This is a genomic window from Methanobrevibacter sp. UBA417, assembly GCF_002508845.1.
Taxonomy (GTDB): Archaea; Methanobacteriota; Methanobacteria; order Methanobacteriales; family Methanobacteriaceae; genus Methanobrevibacter_A; species Methanobrevibacter_A acididurans.
Map to the genome: position 1 here is coordinate 1 of NZ_DAZC01000016.1, position 21,274 is coordinate 21,274.

Here is a 21,274-nt window from a genome sequence, read left to right on the forward strand (position 1 = left end):
AAAATAGGGTTTCTACAAAGCCAAAATAATAGGATAATATATACTAATTAGTGATAAAATAAAAAAATATTCAAAAAATGGTTTAAAGTAAAATTTTTTATTGTGAAAAAACTTTATACAAATCTTATTTAGCTCCGTTAGTATCTTCAATATGCATATAACTACCATCGTAGCCGTCATCTTGAACCCAATACATCCTTTGACCCTCAGCATCATAAATATAATCATCAGAATCATACTTTCCAAAATCATCCTCGACAGAATTAGATGAAGAACTACTACTTACCTGATTACTATTATCACTTGATGATGAACTGGAATCACTAGTAGTTGAGACCGTACTTGTATTAGTTGATTGTGTGACTGTTGGAGTATTATCCGTATGGGATAGGCTTAAATATAAAACCCCTCCAATTATACAAAAACAGATAATCACTATTAAACTTATTATTATAATATTTTCTTTATCCAAAAAAAATCCCCCTCCTTTCTTTATTTATTTTTAAATTAAAAAGTGAAAAATCCTTAAAATTTTATATTGAATTATTTTTTTTTAGAGATTAACTTAAAGCTAAATAATATTATTATTAAAGGAGTAATATAAATTTTTTTAAAAAAAGTAGAATTTAAAAAAAGGTAAAAAGGTAAAAGTATTATTCTTTTATTTTCGTATTTTCTTTCTCCAGACATGTTTTATAAATATACAATCTCTAACTGAAGAGATTATTGGTATAAGTAAGTATAAGTAAATATAATGACCTGGAATCAAGTAATTTAAAAGTGTTACAGCTGCTGTAATAATTAGAACTATTAGAAAAGTATTATACGCATTCTTTTTACCTTTCATTATATCCTCAGTTAATATACCTCTTTTATCAGCATATACAAAACATTAAAGAGAGTATAGTTAATATTAAGAATATGTTCACTCCAAATAGTAAATCTGCCTCAAAGAATAATGCATATTTCCCCATAACTATTGAGGAGAATGGAATAAAAGCAATACATAATAAGTATATGATGTTTAACCATACAAATGGTACTGTTAATTTTTCCACTCGTAAGTATTCATGATGGTATAAGCAGAATGCTCCGACAAATATGAAACAAACTGCGCAACGACTTATTGTTGGTAATTAATGTTTCTAGGAAAGTATTGAAAGCTATGTAATTTGCAAAAGTTTATATCTGGAACTTCAATACTGAATATTAATAAGGTCCATTACCATTCCAAAAATTCCATCAGTTAAAGCCATCATTCTACTTGGATCAACATTTACAGCATCAATGACTGAAGCTTTAGCATCATCTACTTCTCCAGATTTATAGATTTGTTTTGATTCATCGATATTAATCACATCCTATATAAAAAAAATATTTTATTTCATATTATTATATGTTTTTTGATTTATTTAAAATATTTTAAATAAAAACATTTTTCTTATAAGTTTTATAGGTTAAATTTATATTTAAAAGATTTTAAACGAAAATTTTAAAAAATAAGAATTAAATTTTTAAAGTATTTATAAAACTTAAATTTTCAAGTTTTAATATAAAAAAAAGTAAGGGTTTTTTTAAAGTATTTAAAAAAAGTATTTAAAAAAAAAGTATAGAAAAGGGAAAAATTAAATATGTTTAATATTTAACTCCTTCTTTGTCTAACTCTTTTTCAGCTTGTTCAACTTCTTTTTCTTCTCTTCTTCTTAATTCACCAAGGCTTTCATTGTATGCTACATCACCAAGGAAAGAGGATGAATTAACTTTTTGATTTTCATCAAGATTTTCAATTGCAGTTACACTAATGTCTCTACCATTATCAGCTAATTGCTGCATTATTATTTGCTATATTATTTGTTGCAGCATTAACAGGACTAGTGGTAGTTGTTCCAGTGTTTCCAGTAGCAGATAATATTGGACTTACAGGATTGGCTGTACCGTCAGTATTTCCACCATCACCTGGATTTGCATTTGTATTGTCACCTGAATCATTGACTGTATCAGATGTTGGATCTGGAACTTCATCACCATCATCTTCTTCTTCATCTTCATCTTTACGCTCATCTGAAGGAGGTAAATTAGTATCAGGAATTATAGGGACAACGATTTCATCAGGTTCTGTAGGAGTGTTTACACCACCAGTATCTGGGTTTGGTTCTTCAGGAACTTCTGAAGTACTATTATCCACAGGTTCAACAGGTTCAACTGGATCTACAGGTGGTACTATGATTTCATCCACATTAATATTACCAGTATTTGCACTATCTGCATAATTAATATTATTACTTATAAATGAAACATTAATATTACTAAAGTTACCTACACTAGCTAGATTCACATTATCAAATGTTACATTAGTAGTGTTTCCATTAACATTAAGATATTTACTGTAAATTTGTCCAAATACATTAGTAATACTTAAATTACCAATAATTTGAGAACCATTAGTTGAAACAGTAATAGTAATGCTTTTAAAGTCTCCTTTATATCCACTAATTGTGAAACCAGTCACACCAGTTATGTATTGATTAGAACCTAAGGTTATAGTACCTTTAGATCCAGTGAAACTTGGATTAGTAGGATTATATGTAACATTATATGTATAAGTTGTTCCAAAATCAGGATATGCTAAATCATTGAAAGTAGCTTTATTATCATAAACAGTAGCATTATGAACAGTACCATTATTATCTGTGAAACTAATATTTTCACCATTCTTAATACCAAGAGTATGAACAGTTACATTAACAGTTTTATCATAATAATTAACACTAGATTCATCATAAATACCAGTTCCATTTACAATAACCTTAATATTACCAATATTATTACTACTATCATAGTTAACATTAGTACTTGTGAAATCAACTTTAATACCACTAAAATTACCTTCAGTAGTTAAATTAACATCTTCAAAAGTTACAGTAGCAATGTTTCCATTAACATTAATAGTTTTACTAAGAGTTTTACCGAATACATCAGTAATAGTTAACTTTCCAATAATTTGGGAGCCAGTAGTTGAAATAGTAACAGTAATATTATTTAATTCACCACGATAACCGAATATATCAAATCCACTAACAGTAGTAGGATATTTATTAGATTTTAAAGTTATAATACAGTTAGATCCAATAATACCAGTATTATTTGGAACATAACTAACATTATAAGTATAAGTTGTACCATAATCAGGGTAAGCTAAATCATTGAAAGTAGCTTTATTACCAGAAACAGTAGCATTATGAACTATACCCTTATTATCAGTGAAACTAATAACTTCACCATCATTAATACCACTAGTAGTGATTGTTATACTAGTAGTCTTATCATAATAACCAGTACTTTCAGTATTATTCATAGAAGTTCTGTTAACTAAAACATTAATTAAACTAGTATTAGCACTATTATTATAATTAAGATTATTACTTACGAAATTAACCTTAATATTATCAAAAGTACCTTCAGTTGTTAAATTAACATCCTCAAAAGTCACAGTACTAATATTCCCATCAACATTAATAGTTCTATTAAGAGTCTTACCAAATACATCAGTAATAGTTAACTCACCAATAAGTTCAGAGCCAGTAGTTGAAATAGTAACAGTAATATTCTTTAATTCACCACGATAACCAGTAATAGTGAAATTAGTCACTATAGTAGGATATTGTAAAGAATTTAAAATTATAGTACTATTACATCCAGATTTACCAGTAGAAGTACTAACATAACTTACATTATAAGTATAAGTTGTACCATAATCAGGGAAAGCTAAACCTTTAAAGGTTGCAGTACCATCACTACCAACAATAGCACTATGAAGAGTACCATTATTATCCTTAAAACTAATAGTTTCACCTTGACTAATACCAGAAGTTTGGATTGTTACATCAATAGTTTTATCATAATAACCAGTCTTATTTACAGATTCCATACCAGTTGCATCAACTTTAGAATATAATGTAATAGTACCAACAGATGCATTAAAATTAGTAACACCATTATAAGTTATAGTATAAACATTAGTTTTACCACTTGCAGGGTATACTAAATTTTTAGCAATAATCACACCATTAATTATTTCAGCAGTTTCCTCATAACCATTAGGACCTGTAATAGTAACACTACCATTAGGTACTCCTTTATTAGTAAAACCAGTAGTATTAACCTTAATATTAGTTATAATATCAACTTTATCAAAAGGCGCACCAGTAGACTCCTTATCACTTATAATAGTCTCATATGGAAGAGATGTTAAATAACCATAAGATACTGGAGTTTGAATATAATACTTATCACTTGTAAAGTTAACTGAAGTATTATAAACACCTTCATCAGGTAAATTTAAAGTGAACTTTTCAGAAACACCATTTTTTACCTTAACAGTAATATTTTGATAAATCTTACCATCTTTGTATACAAGTATATTTGCAGTACCATTAAGTGCATCATTAGTTTTAACAACATGATCTCCAGTAACAGTGCCAGCATAACCTATATCATTAACAGCTCCAACCTCAGCAATTTTTTGCTGGATTAAATTTAATAACTTCTTAGGCACAACAGCACCATCTACATGGTAAGAATCAGTTTGAGCTTTTAAAACATAACACCAAACAGTATAACCTTCACTTGTTAAATCTAATTTACCATTCATATATTGATTATAGTATTCAGGATAATACATATGCAAGAAATCTTGAATAAATTTTTCATTTACAAAAGTTTTAGCAAGATCTTGATTTTCATTAATCCACTTATCCATCAATTCAGGATATTCAGTTATAAGCTTATTAATATCCACAGAATGATTAGAAGAGACAGGATGACTCATTCCACCAATAATATCAATACCTAAATACTTAGTAGCTTGACTAATACTTACAAGACCAGTCCAATCCCGATAATTAGAATTACCATTATAAGGATAATACTTACTTGCATCATAACCTTGAGAAGTACTATTAGAATTAAATTCTGGAGGTGGATAACTACCATCAGCTCTCACCCAGAAATACACTCTAAACAAGTCAGAAAGACTGAAATCTTTTTTAAAAATATTATTCTTATTAAACTGATTTTCATTATAACCACTTAAAGTAGTTTTAGCAGTTACACCATTATTAAGTGTTGCATAATTATAAAACTCATTATTTATTAAATTAATTTTAGTATTATACCCATAAACAATAGCTTTATTATCAGTTATACTATACAAATCTTGTTTAATAAATGTAGAATCCTTAACTTTTAAACTACCCATTTTAGCAGTAATATCAGTAGTCATTTCATAATTATAGAAAGTACAATTATCAAAAGTTAATTTAGCTTTATCATCGTTTATGATAAATTGCATATTAGTGAATACTGAATTTGTATAAGTGGTGTCTTCAGTTATGGTGATAGTTTGGTTACTTAAAGTTTCACGATCAAATTTATTATTAGCTTCGAGAACTTGGTTTTGATTAAGACTATTTCCTAAAATAGATGCTAAATCTTGATTATTGGAATTTTCATCAGAACCTAAATTTGAAACAGTGTTCAAACTCAAAGAATCATTTGTAGTTGATTCTTGTGATGATACTATTGTATTCAAGTCCCCTGAGTTATCATCTGAAGTAATAGATACATCGGATGCGAAAGCAGCTCCTATACTTAAAGAACATATCATAGTTAATACAATGATTAATATGATAGGAAGTCTTTTGTCTATTTTTTCTTTTTTCAACAGTTTTTCACCTCCTTTTACATTTTTTAAGAAAAAATTTTTTTTTTAATTGATTGATTAAAAAATCTATTTTTATTAATCAATGATATTTTATTTATATAAACATGTATAAATATTTTTCTAAATAAAACAAACTAATAAATTCAGAATAAAATATTAAAAAAGCATACAAAATTAGAAAATAATACATGAAAATATTTGAAAAAAAGTACAGTTAACTAAATAATTTATTTAAAAACTTAAATTGTGCAAAAAACTTATCACATTTCGTTAAGAGAAAAACATTAAAAAAAAAGTTTTAAAAAAAATTAGAATTTATAGTTTTATTTTTATGCAAACATACTATCGTCACTAGGTTTAACATTTCCATTAGTATTTAAGAATGTTTTTTCTAGTTTCCAAATAACATTTAATTTGCCTTTGAAAACTTTTTTAATAGTTTTCATTAAAACATGTTTAGTTAATCCATCATCAAAAATATCATCTGTAATTATGAATTGTTCTAATACATCATTAGGATGGTTTAAATTAAAATCTAAAAGTAAATTATTTAATGTGAATCTTAAATCCCAAATGAAATCTTGTTTAACACTATCAGATGCTGCTTTTATTAAATCCATTTGACCAGAATCTACATTAGTTGCACATAGTATTAGGATTAATTCTTTTCCTTTAGGTTTAACAAGATCCATGCCTTGATTTTCTGGGAAATTAACTATGAAATGGAAGTCTGCACCATCATCTGGAATTTCTCTTTTAAACATACCTTCATCTGCTAACCATTTTTGGATTAAATCTTTATCTATCATTTATAATCAGTACTCCTTTTATAATTTTGTTTTTTTATAAATTAATTATGTTTTACAGGTTTAATACAATTTACCTAAAAAGGGGGGGGAATAGGATTTTATAAGATTACCCTATTTTTAATCTTGACATCCCATGATGGTTCTTTATTAATTAAATCTTTAATTTCTTCTTCCTCAGAAAAATTGAAATCTGTATTATCATATTCCTCATCTAATTCACTTAATGTTAAAATTAAGTCTATAAATCCTTCATCAGAATTATTTATAGCATACATTAAATCGAAATCAATATCTTCACACATTTCTTCAAAAAAGTCTTCTTGACAAGTATCAATATTGGAATCTGAATTTTCATTTTTTCGAAGGTAAAAACAAGTATTTTCTTCAGGATAATCTAAATTATCCTCTTCATCATCCCAGTCACTTATATAACTCATGGAGAGAGTGTTATCTTCATTTTGAATATAGAAATTATTTGAAATTTTAGTTTCTTTACTTGTGTAAAAATTTTCTTCAAAATCACTTTCAAAATCTAAATCTTCTATATAATCTTCATGCTCAAGGATGAATTTTAATTCTTTTTCTGAAATGTCTCTTTTATCTAAATTAAAATTGGGATCATTTTTAATTAAATCATTTAAATCTTCTTTAGGTTCACTTTTAATTAAATTATCTATTTCAGTTTCAAAATCAGAACAGAATTTATCAGCTAAATCTTCTAATTCTTCGGTGTAAGTTGTTTGCGGAGCATCATCCTCAAAATTTATTTCTAAATCCAAAAGATCCTCTTTAAATTGTTCTGTAGCATCAAAAATATTAACCTCATCTATTGGGGGTTTCTTTTTTAGGAGGAAATTAGAATCTTCATCAGGGTAATCTGTATATTCCTCTTCCTCAGTTTCATTGTAAAAGTCTTTAGATGGTTTTGAATAATAAATTATATCATTAATTTTTCTAAGTAAATCTCCACTTTCATCATAATTATCATATTCTGGATAATTTTCTTTAAAATGATCTTCAATTAATTGTTTTAACTCATCTTCTTCTGAATAGTTTTCTATAAGGTGCTTTAAATCTTGTTCTAAAATCTCTTTATCTTCTAGATTTAAGTGTGGTTCACTATCAATTAATCTTTTTATAGCTTCCTCTTGAATAAATGGTGGAATATTTTCTATTTCATTATTTAATTCTTTATTTTTCCCTAAATCGGATTTATTTATTTTTTTTCATATATCAAAAAACCCCTTTAATTTTTATTTATTTAATTTTTATATTAAAATATCTTTAATTTATATATTTCTATTTTAATTTTCTTAAATTATAATTAGAGTATAATGATAATAAATATTTTTATATTACTTATTTCTATAATCTATATTTATGATAGGTTCACTTTTTTGTCCGGATTGTGGTATGCTTAGAAAAGATTGTGTTTGTGGTAAATACTCTAATAAGAGGAGGGATAAAGCTAAAAAAATTTTAAGTTTAGAAAGTGCAGAATTTGATAAATTATTATTTAAACCCATTGATGAGGTTATAATTAAAAAGTATGTTCCCTTACAGGATAAGAAAAAAGTTAAAAATAAGAACCTTAAAAAAGACCAGGAAAAACCTAAAAAAGAAAAAAAAGAAAAAATTAAAGATAATCCAAAACCTAAAAAAGAAAAAGAAAAACCTAAAAATGTTCCAAATGAACCATTAAAGTTAGGTGAAAGTGATGGTGTTTACAGTATAGAAAATAATCACTTACCTTTAAAGCAAATTGAATACTTAAAAGAACAGCACCCTGGAATTGATGAGGAAATTGTGGAAAATTTCCTATTTGAAAATCCAAGACAGGGACAATTAGAAATAATTGAAGAACTTTATAATGCAATAAAAAATGGGTATAAATACATTATTTTAGAAGCAGGTACAGGTACTGGTAAATCTGTTATAGCCTCAACTTTAGCTAGAATTGTAGGTTCAGCTTTTATTTTAACACATACCAAACAATTACAGAAACAATACACTGAAGAATTCAAATTCCCTCTTGTTAAAGGTAGGAATAATTTTGATTGTGTAAATGAAAACTTAGAAACTACTTGTGATATGGGAACTTGTAGAACCTCAAAACTTAAGGATAATTTCACATGTCCATATGGTTTAACAACAAACCAAGCATTCGGATCCATTGAAGCATTCAAAAAAGACGGAGTGCAACTTTTTTTAAGAAGTGATAATCCTTGCCATTATTGGAAACAAAAAGCAGTAGGGATTAATTCACCTATTAGTATTATGAATTATGATTATTCAATTTTAGAATTTAACCATGTTCAACACTTTAAAAAAAGAAAATTACTAGTTTTAGATGAAGCACATAATGTTGAAGATATTTTAATGAGCACTTTAGAAGTTAAAATTGAAAATTTCCAATTAGAAAATGATATTCATAGGAAACTAAGCCATGAAACACTTAAAAATAAAGATTATGATAAATGGATAATTGAAATTAAAAGTATTATAGAATCTTATCAGAAGATTAAAACCAGAAACCTAGCTAAAAATCATGCAGATAAAATTAAAGATGTTATAAATGAATTAACTGATTTAGTTAAATACTTGGAAAATGAACCTGAAAATTGGATAATAGATAATCAAAAAGATAGTGTCAGCTTTAAACCATTACGTGTTTCTAGCATTGCGGAAAAATATTTATTCAAATATGGTGAAGTTGTACTATTTATGAGTGCTACAATCTTAGATAAAAAATTATTCTCTAAATGGTTAGGTTTAAAACCAGAGGAAGTTTACTATTTAAGTGTACCAACACCATTTGATAGTAAGAAAAGACCTATAGAATTAGATTTTGCAGGGAAAATGAATAGGAATAGGATGCGGAAAACTTTACCTAAAACATTACCAATTATAAGTGAAATCTTAAAAAAACATGAAAATGAGAAAGGAATGATTCATACTCATAGTTATGATAATCAAAAATATATAAAACGTAACCTTCCAAATTCAAGATTATTAACACATAACCGTAAAAATAGGACAAAAATTTTAAAGAAATTTGAAAAAGCAAGTAAACCTTTAGTTTTAGTCTCACCTTCAATGAATGAAGGAGTAGACTTACCTTATGATAAATGTAGATTCCAAATTATATATAAAATACCTTACCCTAACTTAACAGACAAACAAGTATATAAAAGAATGAGAAAAGAAGGTAGATGGTATGATTATCAAACTGCAATTAAATTAATGCAAACTTATGGTAGGGGTATGAGAGCAGAAGATGATTCCTGTGTGACTTATATTATTGATGAGGACTTTAAAACAATTTATAATCGACCAATTTACAGGAAATTAATTCAACAATCTTTTAAGGATGCAATAATTAATCCGAATCTTTTAGAATTAAAAAAATAAGTTTTTTTTTAATCTTGATTATATTTTTCATAGAAGAAAATATTGAATAATCTTCTTTGGAAATGTAATTCTGCAGTAGAAACTGCTAACTGTTCATTTATGTTTTTATACTCTATTTGAGATTTAATATAATATTCTTTATCACGTATTGTGAGATTTCTTTTATTTAATATACTTTTAAAGTCAGTGTTATGCCATGATTGAGATATATATTCTTCTTTTTGATTTTCTAATTTCAGTACTTCAATTTCTAATTCTTTTATTTTCTCAGCAATTTCAACTAATGAATTTTCCATAAAACAAATCAACCTTTTTTTTAATAAATATCACTGTATTTTGATTATATTTTTATGAATCTTAAATATAAGTATATTTCTATGCTTAGAATAAATTTTTAAGCTTTAAAAAAATTCTTATTAAAATTAGTAAAAACACTCAAGCACATATATATTTACTGGTATCAAAACCTTAATTTCTTTAAAATATTTTCTTTAGTTTAAGAAATTTTTAAAAACATTGAAATCTATTTAATACAAAAGTTAAATAGAAAACTATTTAATTATACATTAAGAAAAATAGTTTTAATAAGTTCAAAAAAATATTAAGATTTATATTAAGCCAAAAAAAATTTTGAATTTATATAATAATGAAAAATAAAATATTTTTTATAATATGCAAATTGTTTAAATGGAGATTTAAAATTATGGGATTTAAAGAAAAAAACCCTTAATTAGTATTACACTACTAGTACTATTAGTATTTTTACTAATTGGTGCAGTATCTGCAGAAGATAACATAAGCGATACAGGTACTGTAGATTCTAATACTAATTCAATAGATGAAATCACAACTAATGATTTGAGTAACTCAACTATTGAGTTAAGTGAAAATGAAAATACTAGTACTATTTATATTAGTCCAAATGGTACAGGTACAGGATCATCCTTAAATGATACTGCAAACTGGACCACAGCTTATGAAAATAGTACAAATAATGGAACAATAATATTTACAAATGGAACATATAATATTGTAAATCAAACCATAAATAAGGATTTAATCTTAAGTGCTTACACTCCTGGAAGTGTAACATTAGATGCTAATAATGCAGGTTACATTTTCTTCACAAACAATAGTAATGTGGTAATTGATGGTTTAATCTTAACTCATGGAACCGGATACTCTTACATCTTAGATGGACAAGCCTTATTAATTGGTGGGGCTGTATGTGTTGAGAATGGTAATTTATACAATTTTGATAGTATTTATATAAATAATACTGCAGAATATGGTGGAGCAATAAGATTAGCCACTGGAAAATTATATAATTTTTATACAAAATTTATTAATAATACTGGTACTGCTAATGGTGGAGTAATTAACCTTTGGAAAGACGGAATAATTTTTAATACAAACTGTTCTTATGTTGGAAATAAAGCATTACAATATGGTGGTGCTATTGATATTAATACAACAGGGAATGTGGTTAATATAAATACTGAATTTATAAATAACACTGCACTTGAAGGTGCTGGTATTAGTATAGGTTATTTAGATATTAATTACTCAAATTATGTTGGAAATGGGAATATAACTAATATTAATTCAACATTCACCAATAACAAAGCAAAATATGGAGGAGCACTCTTCCTTGGAACTGGAAATATATTTAATGATAATTGTGAATATACAGATAATTATTGTCAAGATAATGGTGGAGCAATCATATTACTTGAAGGAAACATAAATAGTTACAATTCAGTATTTAAAAACAATACTGCCTGTGGTTATGGTGGAGCTATACGTTCACATAATGCTACAATAAACTGTTCAGATTGTTTATTTATGAATAATAAAGCAAATTACAGTGGAGGAGCACTCTATATTCAAATTGATGGTAAAATAATATGTGAAGACTCAGTATTCACCAATAATTCTGCAAACTCTAGTGGAGGAGCAATCCAAGTTAACAGGAACAGTAGCTTAAATTGTGTTGATTGTTATTTCTCTAAAAATAATGCATTAAATATGTATGGTGGAGCAATTCGTGGAGGAATCAACTCAACAATTAACGTATCTAAATGTGAATTCACAAATAACTTTGCAAATCAGAAAGGTGGAGCAATTAATGGAAATAATTTAAGTGTAACCTACTCAGCATTTATAAATAACACTTGTAATAATACAAACAATACAATAGATGTAAATAAGATTTTCACAATTGATTATAATTGGTGGGGAAACAACACTCCAGATAACAGTCAAGTACTTGAAGGAAATGCATCAATTAAACCAAATAATACCGTATACTTAACTGTTAACCCTACAGGTATAAGTGATGGTTTAACCAATAAAAATTATACTATAATTGTTAATATGAACCAATACTTAAACAGTGCTGGGGAATTAATAAACTTAAATGAATCTTTAGCACCAATATTTGTAACACTTAATACAACAAATGGTACTATTGACAATCCAATTAACTTAATAGATGAGAATAACACTTTTACAAGTACATATACAAGTCCTAACACTAAAGGAAACTACACAATTACTGTTACTGTAAATAATGAAACTCTTATAATACCTGTTGAAATCAAAAATGATGAAGGAATTAGTGGAAATAATTTAACAAAAGTTTACCAAACTGATGCAAATTACACTGGATTATTAATTGGAAGTAATGGAAAACCAATAAGTGATGTGAATATAATCTTAAGATTCATTAATCTTAAAACTGGAGCAAGCAAAAACTATACTGTAACAAGTAATACTAATGGAGAATACAGTATACCAATTGGCTTAGCACCAGGATATTATAAAGTATTTGCAAGTTATGAAAATTACACTTGTAGAAATAATATTAATGTTTATGCTAATGAAACTAATACAAATAGTACTACATTAACTACTAAAAGACTTATTGAAACTTATGGTGATAAACAAAACTTAACAGGTACACTTTTAAACACTGAAACTGGAAAAGCTGTTATAGGTCAACATATATGCATCCAATTAACTCGTGTAAGTGATGGGGCAAGTAAAATTTACTGGTCAACTACTGATATTAATGGTGAATATCAATTAGAGATTAACTTTGCACCTGGTGAGTATAGAGCATACTGTACCTTTGATGGAACAAGCCAATACACTCCAAGTGGAAGTGGAACTTTAATTACTGTAAATTAATTGTTTAATTTTTAAAATTTAATTTTTTTAATTTTTTTTTAGATTTCTTTTTTTGTTTTACATTTTTTAGTTTTTGTTTTATAAAATAAAATTTTTTATTTTTTATTGAAGATTGTTTAATTTATAAAGTATTTTTTAAGATTAAGTTTAAAATATTAATTTTATTAAAAATGTTTTTATCGAAACGAAACAAACCAGTTTTTTATCAAACACCCCCATTTAAACTTAAAAAATTAAAAAATATTTAGTATAATATGAAAAATATTAAACAAATATTTAGTAAAAAAAACAATAAATATATAAATTATTAAAACATACAAATTGTAATGAATAAATAAAAAACTTAAAAAGAAGGTGAAAAAAATGAAAAAAACAATATACATAATCGGATCAATACTATTAATATTCTTTACAATAAGCTCAATCTCGGCAACCGAAACAAACAATAATATAAACCCAATCATCCAAGACACCACAAACCAAGAAAACAATATTAATACAATCACCCAAGACACCACAAACCAAGAAAATATAGATATCCAAACCCAAGAAGATATCCAAAAAGAAACAAATACAGAAAGCCTAAAAACCAATACACCTCTTTTAAGTTCAAACCAAGAAAACATACTTAGTGAAACCCCAAGTGAAACTGGAATTTACTATGTAGAAAACCGAACAGGACTTGAGGGAGATGGAAGCTTTGAAAACCCATACCATAGTATCAAAACAGCAGTAAACACCATAAACCAAGATAAAACATTTACAGGTAATTACACAATAAACATTGCAAGTGGAACATACACAGAAAATAGTATAGAAATTACTAAAAACATTACATTCAATGGAAACAATACCAATGGTGAAATAATAGTAAACGGTGATCAAAAACGAATATTTAACTCATACTCCAATACTATAAGTATTAATTTTAATAATTTAACTTTAACCAATGGTAGTAGTTCAAATGGAGTAGGAGGAATGATATCAATATCAAATGGTTATATTAATTTCACTAATTGTAAAATAAAAAGCAATACAGCAAATTAAGGTTCAGGAGGAGCAATCTATTTAGGAACAGGTAATATAACTATAAAAAATTCTAACCTCACAAATAATACTGCAAACTCAGGTTCAGGAGGAGCAATCTATTTAGGAACAGGTAATATTAGTATAACTAATTCAAACTTCACAAGTAATACTGGAATCAATTATAGTGGAGGAGCAATCTATTTAGGAACAGGTAATATTAGTATAACTAATTCAAACTTCACAAATAACACAGTAAATAGTGGAAAAAGTCAAATGTTTATGATTAAAAATGGTGGAGGAGCAATTTATATAAACAAAGGAAACTGCAATATAACAAAATCTTTTTTCTTAAATAATCTTGCTACAGGTGAAACAGGAAAAGGTGGTGCGATATCAATAGGTCAAGGAAATCTTACACTTAAAAATTCTGAATTTGTTAATAATACCGCAAACACTACAAGTGGAGGAGCAATTTATATTAAAGGTTTTCTAAACATGACATATTGTATCCTTTTAAATAATATTGTTAAATCAGGCATAAATAATTCTATTAATGTATCAAATATATTAAATATTAATAATAATTGGTGGGGAGATAATGATCCTTTCAATAGTAATAAAAATTTAATTTGTAATTCTAATAGTGATTCTTATATTACACCTGAAACTTGGATTAAATTCAATGCAAGCTTATCAAAGGATAATCTTAATATAGGCGATACTTTAAGTATTACAGGTAAACTTCAAGAATATAACAGTACAAGTGGAAGTGTTTCTGATTTAGAGGATGAATTACCTGAATTAAATGTTTTATTAAGTTCTAGTAAAGGATCTTTAAATCCAGAAATTACTAGTTTCAGAAATAATGAATTCTTAAGTGAATATACCGCTAAATTGTTTGGAAATGATGTAATTTTTGCAGTTTTAAATAATGAAAAACAAGGATTAAGTATAAGTATTAATGGTAAACCTACAAGCCTTACTAGTGGTGATGCAAGTTTTATTAAAAACAGTATCGGTCAGGTAAGTGTTATATTAAAAAATACTAATGGAGTTTTAAGTAATCAGAATATTCATTATACTTTAGTTAATGGGAATAATATTATATTTAAAGGAGATGTTAAAACTGATATTAATGGGGTAGGAATAATTAACTTACCAGAAGGTTTAGATAGTGGATTTTATATTGTTAATTTTAATTATGATGGTGATGGACTTGTTAATCTAGCTAGTAGTACTTCAAATAGTATCAATGTTTATATTCAACCTAAAATAATTGGGGAAAATGTGAGTGTTAATAGTAAGGAGGTTAATTTTATAGTAAGTTTAACTGGTGATGGTAAAGCTTTAGGTGATAGTAGTGTATTATTTATTTTCAATGATAATTATTATCCAACAGTAACTAATGAATTAGGAATTGCTAGTGTGAATTTAACTGGTTTAAATCCTGGCACATATACTATTAGAACTGTTTTCCATGGTTATGCTTACTACTTATCCTCAAGTGTGGATAATACTATTACTGTTACAGATATAACTAATACTGTTTTAAGTTTTAATAATTATACTGGGAAGAATGATACTAATGCTAGTTTAAGTGGGAAATTAGCATTAAATACTAATCAAGGATTAAGTAATCAAAATATTACAATAAGAATTATAGATTCAAATAAAACAAGCAGCCAGTACAGTGTAAGTACAAATCTTAATGGAGAGTACACATTAAATGTGAATTTAAGTACAGGAGTATATGATGTGCTTGTTAAGTACTCTGGAACTAGTAAATTTAATGCAAGTGAAAATATTGGTAAAATAGTTATTAAAGATTCAAAGTTGATTGATACTGATTTAAGCTTAAATATGAACTTATGGACTGCTGGTTTAAAAGGTGATTTAAACGGTATACTAAAAACAAGTACAGGTCAAGGATTAAGTAATCAAACAATCAGTATAAAAATAACTGATACTAATAATACTAGTACTGAATATAATGTAAGTACAGATACTAATGGAAAATATGTATTAGCAATGAAATTAAAAGAAGGAGTATATGATATACTAGTTAAATTTGATGGAACAAGCCAGTATAGTGGAAGTGAGAATAATAGTAAGATTACTATAATAAGTCCTAGAATACCAGTTAGTAATTTATCCTTAAATGATTATAATGGAATTAATGGGGTTAGTGGGAAATTAACTGGAAAATTATTAAGTAGTAATGATGATCCAATAGTTAACGAGACAATTAAATTATTACTTTTAAATCCAAGTAATGGTTTAAGCAAAACTTACACATTAACAACAGATACAAATGGAGAATACAGTTTAACAATTAATTTACATGAAGGAATATATATTGCAAGTGCAATTTATGAAGGCAGTGATGAATTTAGTGAATCTGGTCCTGTAAACAGTACCATAATAATAAATAAAGATAGTACACCTAAATATTCTAATGAAACAATAACAGTTTTAAGTTTAAACAAATATATTGGAGTTAATGGATTAGGTGAAAATTTAACTGGAAAATTATCAACTATTAATGGAGAACCAATAATAGGCCAACACATAGCATTAAAGATTACACGATTAAGTGACGGAGCAAGTAAAACCTACCACACCACAACAGATAATAAAGGAGTATATGAACTAGCCATAAACTTAGCAACTGGCCAATACAGTGTAAGTGCAAGTTATCAAGGCCAAACCATTAAAAACATTACATATTTAAGTAGTGGATACCAAAATGGTAAAATCACCATAATAGAGCCTACAAATAAAACAAGCACAACATTAATTATAAATGCATACAATGGACTTGCAAATGTAAAAGAAAATTTAACAGGAAAACTAATAAATACTTATAATGATACAGGAATAATCGGTCAACACATTGCATTAAACTTAAGCAACCTAAAAAATGGGGCAAGTAAAGTTTACTGGGTAACCACAAATAGTACTGGTGAATACGAATTAGAAATAAATTTAAGCACAGGTAACTATAGTGTCCAATGTTCATATGGAGGTACTTCAATTTATGAAAAATCAAATACAAGCACTAAATTCACAATCAGTTAAAATTATATAAATATTAAAAATTAAAACAAATTTTTTTATTCTTTTTTTCAAACAAAACCAAACACATAATATAAAATAGGCTTATAAAATCATCTAAATTTTCTATTTTTTCATAAATTATAGAACACGTCCTTTCTTGATTATAATACTATTGGAAAAAATCAAATAATAACCTTTAAATAAGGATAAATAATATAAAAGAATTAAGTGATAATTTATGGTAAATGAGTATTATAACGATAAAATAGCAATAGTTACTGGAGGAAACTCTGGTATTGGATTTGGAATATGTGAAGAACTCCTAAAAAGAGGATCTAAAGTATACATGTTAGGACGTAATCCTAAAAAAGTAGAAAAAGCTATAAGTAAATTAGAACAATACGATGGAAAAATCTTCCCATTAATAGCAGATGTATCTAAAAAAGATGAAATCCAAGGCGCAATAAAAGATACTTACGAAAAAGAAGGAAGAATAGATTTCTTATTCAATAATGCAGGAATAACAGACCCTAACTTAGCTGTTGATGCTACAATTGAAGACTGGGAAAAAGTAATAAACACTAACCTTTGGAGTATAATTTATGGTGTAAATGAAATTTTACCAATCATAGAAAAACAAGGCTCAGGACATGTCGTTAATACTGCATCTCTTGGAGGATTAATTCCAAAACCTCACGGAGTCTTATATGCAACAACCAAGTTTGCAACTGTAGGTTTAACTGAATCTTTAAGAATGGAATATGCAGATAAAGAAAACATTAATTTCTCAACAATTTGTCCAGGAGTAATATTAACTGAAATCTTCTTAAAGAATAAGGGTGAAATGTCTGAAGAAAACGAAAAAGTAAGTGTTGAAGATTTAAAAGAAACATATAAAGATTTAAGTCCAATTCTCCCAAATGAAGCGGCAGTTGAAATATTAGACCGTGTAGAAGCTAAAGAAGGAGTAATTATAGTACCAAAACAACCATGGACTAAACTTAGAAATGATTATGTTACAGGTTCCAGTGAAGCAGATAAATTATTATTACACGGGGATCCTAAACAAAAATACCAATCCTAAAATTAGATTTCCTAAATCTAATTTAAACCCTCTTTTTTTATATTTAAAGAATTAATAGTACAAAATTTTAAAAAAAAAATAAAAATAGAATAAAAATTTTAAAATTATTCTATTGATAATATTCTGAATCTTCCATAGGTTCTCCTTCTAATCCTTCCCCACTATAGTCAGAATAAGGATCTTCTACCATTTCACTGTCATCTACAGAATTAGTAGTAGTATCTGTACTTTGAGTACTAGGACTTGAGGAACCTTGAGTTAATAGTATTGAATCAAGGAAGCTTTGACTGTGATGTTGAGAATTACCACCAGTAATTTCTATAATATAATGCATACCATTTAAATAAAAACTAGATGAAACATCTCCACCAGTAGTAGTACTTGAATCTACAGTTTCAGGTATAGCAGTAATAGTTATAGTAAAACTATCTCCTTGTCCAGTTACACTGTAAGTTTCACTATACCCACCATCGCTTGATGGAGTATTGGAACTTTCTTGGAATTCATAACCAGTTAAATTTAATTCTACATCTCCAGAACTTAAAATATTTGGTTCGCTACTAGTAGTATTATTTGCTACAGTATTATTAGTAGTAGTACTAGAAGCATTAGTATTAGAACCACTATTAGTAGAAGCAGTATTTTCACTAACTAAAGAATCAGCAAAACTTGTAGTATTATGGCCTTTATTAGCTCCACTTGTTTGGATAAAATAATGTTTACCATTTAATTCTTTACTGGTTGTTACGAAATTAGGAGACTTAATAAAAGTTTCATTAATCTGTTTTAAAGTATTTTCATCAACAGTACCTGGAACAATATTAATTGTTAAAGTGAAAGTATCTCCTTGACCAGTTACAGTATAAGTTTCTATTAAACATAAAATACCCATTATAGTTTCTGATTTGTTAGATACTAATTTGTAATCATAACCTTGAGTATTTAGTTTCAAATCACCAGAAGAATCAGTTTGATCTTCTTGAGCAAATGGATTTGAATATACATTGGAACCTGTAACGAAAAATATTGTTGTAGATATAATTAAAACACTTACGATAATTGCTACACATAAAATTAATAATTTATTATTTTCCATTCTTAATTCACCCCCTTTTTAAATAAATAATACATATATTTCTAAAATTATACAGTTATAAAGTTTACTATAAAATCCTGTTGATTTTAATCAAATAAATATAAAAATATTAAAAAAATAGTATTAAAATGTAAAAATAAGTCATTGAATTAATGGTTTAATATAAAAAATAGTGGAAAAGGGAATAAGTTTTCCCTTTAAATTGTTAATTTATTCTGTTAGTGGTTCTGCATCTTGTGGAGGGTAAACTTTTTTAAGCTTTTTAATATAAAGTTCAGCCCAAATATAACTTATTACAGCACCTAAACATACTCCGCATACTACACCGTAATAAATTCCTATTTCTCCCATTCCCATTACTACACCGAAAATGTAGGAGAATAATACTTCCATAAGTAAAGCTCTTATTGTGGTTAAAACTAAAGAGGTGAAACCTTTTCCCACACCTTGGAAGACCATTGCAGACATCATACCGAAGTTTACTCCAACTATGAATACACATAGTATACGTAACATTACTATTATTTTAGCTGATAGTCCTGCACTTGCACTGGAGTAGGAGAATATTAAACTTACTTGTGGGGCGAATACATATAAAAGAATTATCATTATTATACTTATTAAGGTTCCAATTTTTAAAGTATATCTGAATGCATCTTCTAATTTTTCTGAATCATGCCCTCCATATGCTGCACCTGCAACTGTTAGTAGTGCTGTTCCTAATCCCATTAATGGTATCATTGCCATTTGTACAAGTCTCATACCTGCTGTATATGTTGCAACCGCTACTGTTCCAGCTACTATTACTAATAAGTAATTTTCTATAATTCCAAGTATGCTGAATATTAAGTTTTCTGCTGTTGAAGGTACTGCTACAATTAGTATATCTTTTAGTATTGAAGTTTCATAATGGAAGTGACTTTTACCTAAGTCTAGGTATGTGTCTCTTTTTATCCAAATCCAGTATATTAAGATTGCACAACTTAAGAATGAGGATATTACAGTTGCTATTGCTGCTCCTGCTACACCTAAATGGAATATATAAATGAATATTGGATCTAATACTATGTTTAATATTGCTGTTGCTGCCATTACATACATTGCACGGTTAACATCTCCTTCTGAACGAAGTAATGATGTTGCTACACTACTGAATATGAATACTACGAGGAAAATGAATACTATGTAACCGTATTGTAATGCTTGTTGTGTTGCTGATCCTGCACCCATAATTTGTAATATAAATGGTAATAAGATGCATAATATTATTGAGAATAGTATACTTACTATAACTGTTATTAAAATACTATGTAAACCTGCATTATCTGCTTTTTCCTTATCACGAGCACCAATACAACGTGCAATTAAACTGTTTGCACCGGCACCGATCCCATTTCCTAATCCTACCACTATCATAAATAATGGTGTGATAAATCCTATTGCTGCTAATGGTTCAGATCCTAAACCTGCTACCCATATACTATCTGCTAGGTTGTATGCCATTATAAGGAACATACTAACCATCATTGGCCATGCTAATTTACGAATAGCCACATGTGAATCACCTAATAATAAATCAATATTACTGTTTTTTCCTTTTTCTACTTCTTCACTCACCTTTTTTTGCCTCCCACTTATCATCGTCTATATGTTCTTGATTAAATTTTCTTGATTCTTGAATAAATTTTAATAATAAATCATGAAGTTCATCTAAACTTATTGGCATATTATTAATTATTCCTTCTTCTCTTTCTTTAACTGATTCTTGAATCTGAATAACTATATCTCGTCCTTTATCTGTTAATGAAATTTTATTTCTTCTACGATTTTCCTCATCTTGCATACGTGAAATATATCCTTCATCCTCTAATTTT

The 21,274-nt window shown here is 27.1% G+C and carries 17 protein-coding genes; 5 read left to right on the top strand and 12 right to left on the bottom strand.

Going from position 1 to position 21,274, the window contains the following annotated elements; genetic code table 11:
• Positions 1-124: 124 nt before the first annotated feature.
• The 7 genes from BP769_RS02365 to BP769_RS02395 all read right to left on the bottom strand — a co-directional run bounded on the left by BP769_RS02365 (position 125) and on the right by BP769_RS02395 (position 7,310).
• The gene (locus BP769_RS02365; protein WP_413828287.1) at positions 125-472 is read right to left on the bottom strand and encodes a hypothetical protein; all 348 of its coding nucleotides are present in this window, start codon (positions 470-472) and stop codon (positions 125-127) included.
• A 403-nt stretch (positions 473-875) separates the two neighbouring features.
• A complete protein-coding gene (locus BP769_RS02370) occupies positions 876-1,127 on the bottom strand; it encodes a TMEM175 family protein (protein ID WP_413828288.1) in 252 nt (83 codons plus the stop codon).
• A gap of 69 nt (positions 1,128-1,196) precedes the next feature.
• Positions 1,197-1,358, bottom strand: a complete 162-nt coding sequence (locus tag BP769_RS02375) for a hypothetical protein (protein WP_413828286.1) — start codon at positions 1,356-1,358, stop codon at positions 1,197-1,199.
• 277 nt (positions 1,359-1,635) lie between these two features.
• Positions 1,636-1,833, bottom strand: a complete 198-nt coding sequence (locus BP769_RS02380; protein WP_413861959.1) for a hypothetical protein — start codon at positions 1,831-1,833, stop codon at positions 1,636-1,638.
• A complete protein-coding gene (locus tag BP769_RS02385) occupies positions 1,817-5,722 on the bottom strand; it encodes a beta strand repeat-containing protein (protein ID WP_413861961.1) in 3,906 nt (1,301 codons plus the stop codon). The genes BP769_RS02380 and BP769_RS02385 overlap by 17 nt, the downstream gene beginning before the upstream one ends.
• 329 nt (positions 5,723-6,051) lie before the next feature.
• Entirely contained in the window at positions 6,052-6,531 is a 480-nt protein-coding gene (locus BP769_RS02390) for a DUF2299 family protein (protein ID WP_409198971.1), read from the bottom strand.
• A 98-nt stretch (positions 6,532-6,629) separates the two neighbouring features.
• A complete protein-coding gene (locus BP769_RS02395; RefSeq protein ID WP_413861963.1) occupies positions 6,630-7,310 on the bottom strand; it encodes a hypothetical protein in 681 nt (226 codons plus the stop codon).
• 634 nt (positions 7,311-7,944) lie between these two features.
• On the opposite strand from BP769_RS02395, the gene BP769_RS02400 reads away from it, so the two are divergent.
• Entirely contained in the window at positions 7,945-9,942 is a 1,998-nt protein-coding gene (locus tag BP769_RS02400) for a helicase C-terminal domain-containing protein (protein ID WP_413861964.1), read from the top strand.
• A gap of 8 nt (positions 9,943-9,950) precedes the next feature.
• Here BP769_RS02400 and BP769_RS02405 read toward each other — a convergent pair whose 3' ends face one another.
• Together BP769_RS02405 and BP769_RS02410 are read right to left on the bottom strand one after the other, a co-directional pair.
• The gene (locus tag BP769_RS02405) at positions 9,951-10,238 is read right to left on the bottom strand and encodes a hypothetical protein (protein ID WP_413828280.1); all 288 of its coding nucleotides are present in this window, start codon (positions 10,236-10,238) and stop codon (positions 9,951-9,953) included.
• A 414-nt stretch (positions 10,239-10,652) separates the two neighbouring features.
• The gene (locus BP769_RS02410; protein ID WP_413828279.1) at positions 10,653-10,790 is read right to left on the bottom strand and encodes a hypothetical protein; all 138 of its coding nucleotides are present in this window, start codon (positions 10,788-10,790) and stop codon (positions 10,653-10,655) included.
• 10 nt (positions 10,791-10,800) lie between these two features.
• On the opposite strand from BP769_RS02410, the gene BP769_RS02415 reads away from it, so the two are divergent.
• The 4 genes from BP769_RS02415 to BP769_RS02430 all read left to right on the top strand — a co-directional run bounded on the left by BP769_RS02415 (position 10,801) and on the right by BP769_RS02430 (position 18,304).
• On the top strand, positions 10,801-13,134 hold the full coding sequence (locus BP769_RS02415) for a carboxypeptidase-like regulatory domain-containing protein (RefSeq protein ID WP_413861965.1): 2,334 nt from the start codon (positions 10,801-10,803) through the stop codon (positions 13,132-13,134).
• 363 nt (positions 13,135-13,497) lie between these two features.
• Complete coding sequence (locus BP769_RS02420; protein ID WP_413861967.1) at positions 13,498-14,181, top strand: hypothetical protein; 684 nt, start codon at positions 13,498-13,500, stop codon at positions 14,179-14,181.
• Between the two features lie 255 nt (positions 14,182-14,436).
• Complete coding sequence (locus BP769_RS02425) at positions 14,437-17,241, top strand: hypothetical protein (protein ID WP_413861969.1); 2,805 nt, start codon at positions 14,437-14,439, stop codon at positions 17,239-17,241.
• A 217-nt stretch (positions 17,242-17,458) separates the two neighbouring features.
• A complete protein-coding gene (locus tag BP769_RS02430) occupies positions 17,459-18,304 on the top strand; it encodes an SDR family oxidoreductase (protein WP_413861971.1) in 846 nt (281 codons plus the stop codon).
• 109 nt (positions 18,305-18,413) lie between these two features.
• On the opposite strand, the gene BP769_RS02435 is transcribed toward BP769_RS02430, so the two are convergent.
• From BP769_RS02435 to BP769_RS02445, 3 genes are all read right to left on the bottom strand, one after another.
• On the bottom strand, positions 18,414-19,400 hold the full coding sequence (locus BP769_RS02435) for a hypothetical protein (RefSeq protein WP_413823692.1): 987 nt from the start codon (positions 19,398-19,400) through the stop codon (positions 18,414-18,416).
• A gap of 210 nt (positions 19,401-19,610) precedes the next feature.
• Positions 19,611-21,017, bottom strand: a complete 1,407-nt coding sequence (locus tag BP769_RS02440) for an MATE family efflux transporter (protein ID WP_413823694.1) — start codon at positions 21,015-21,017, stop codon at positions 19,611-19,613.
• On the bottom strand, positions 21,010-21,274 hold a 265-nt coding region (locus BP769_RS02445; RefSeq protein ID WP_413861973.1), incomplete at its 5' end, for a MarR family winged helix-turn-helix transcriptional regulator. The genes BP769_RS02445 and BP769_RS02440, both read right to left, overlap by 8 nt.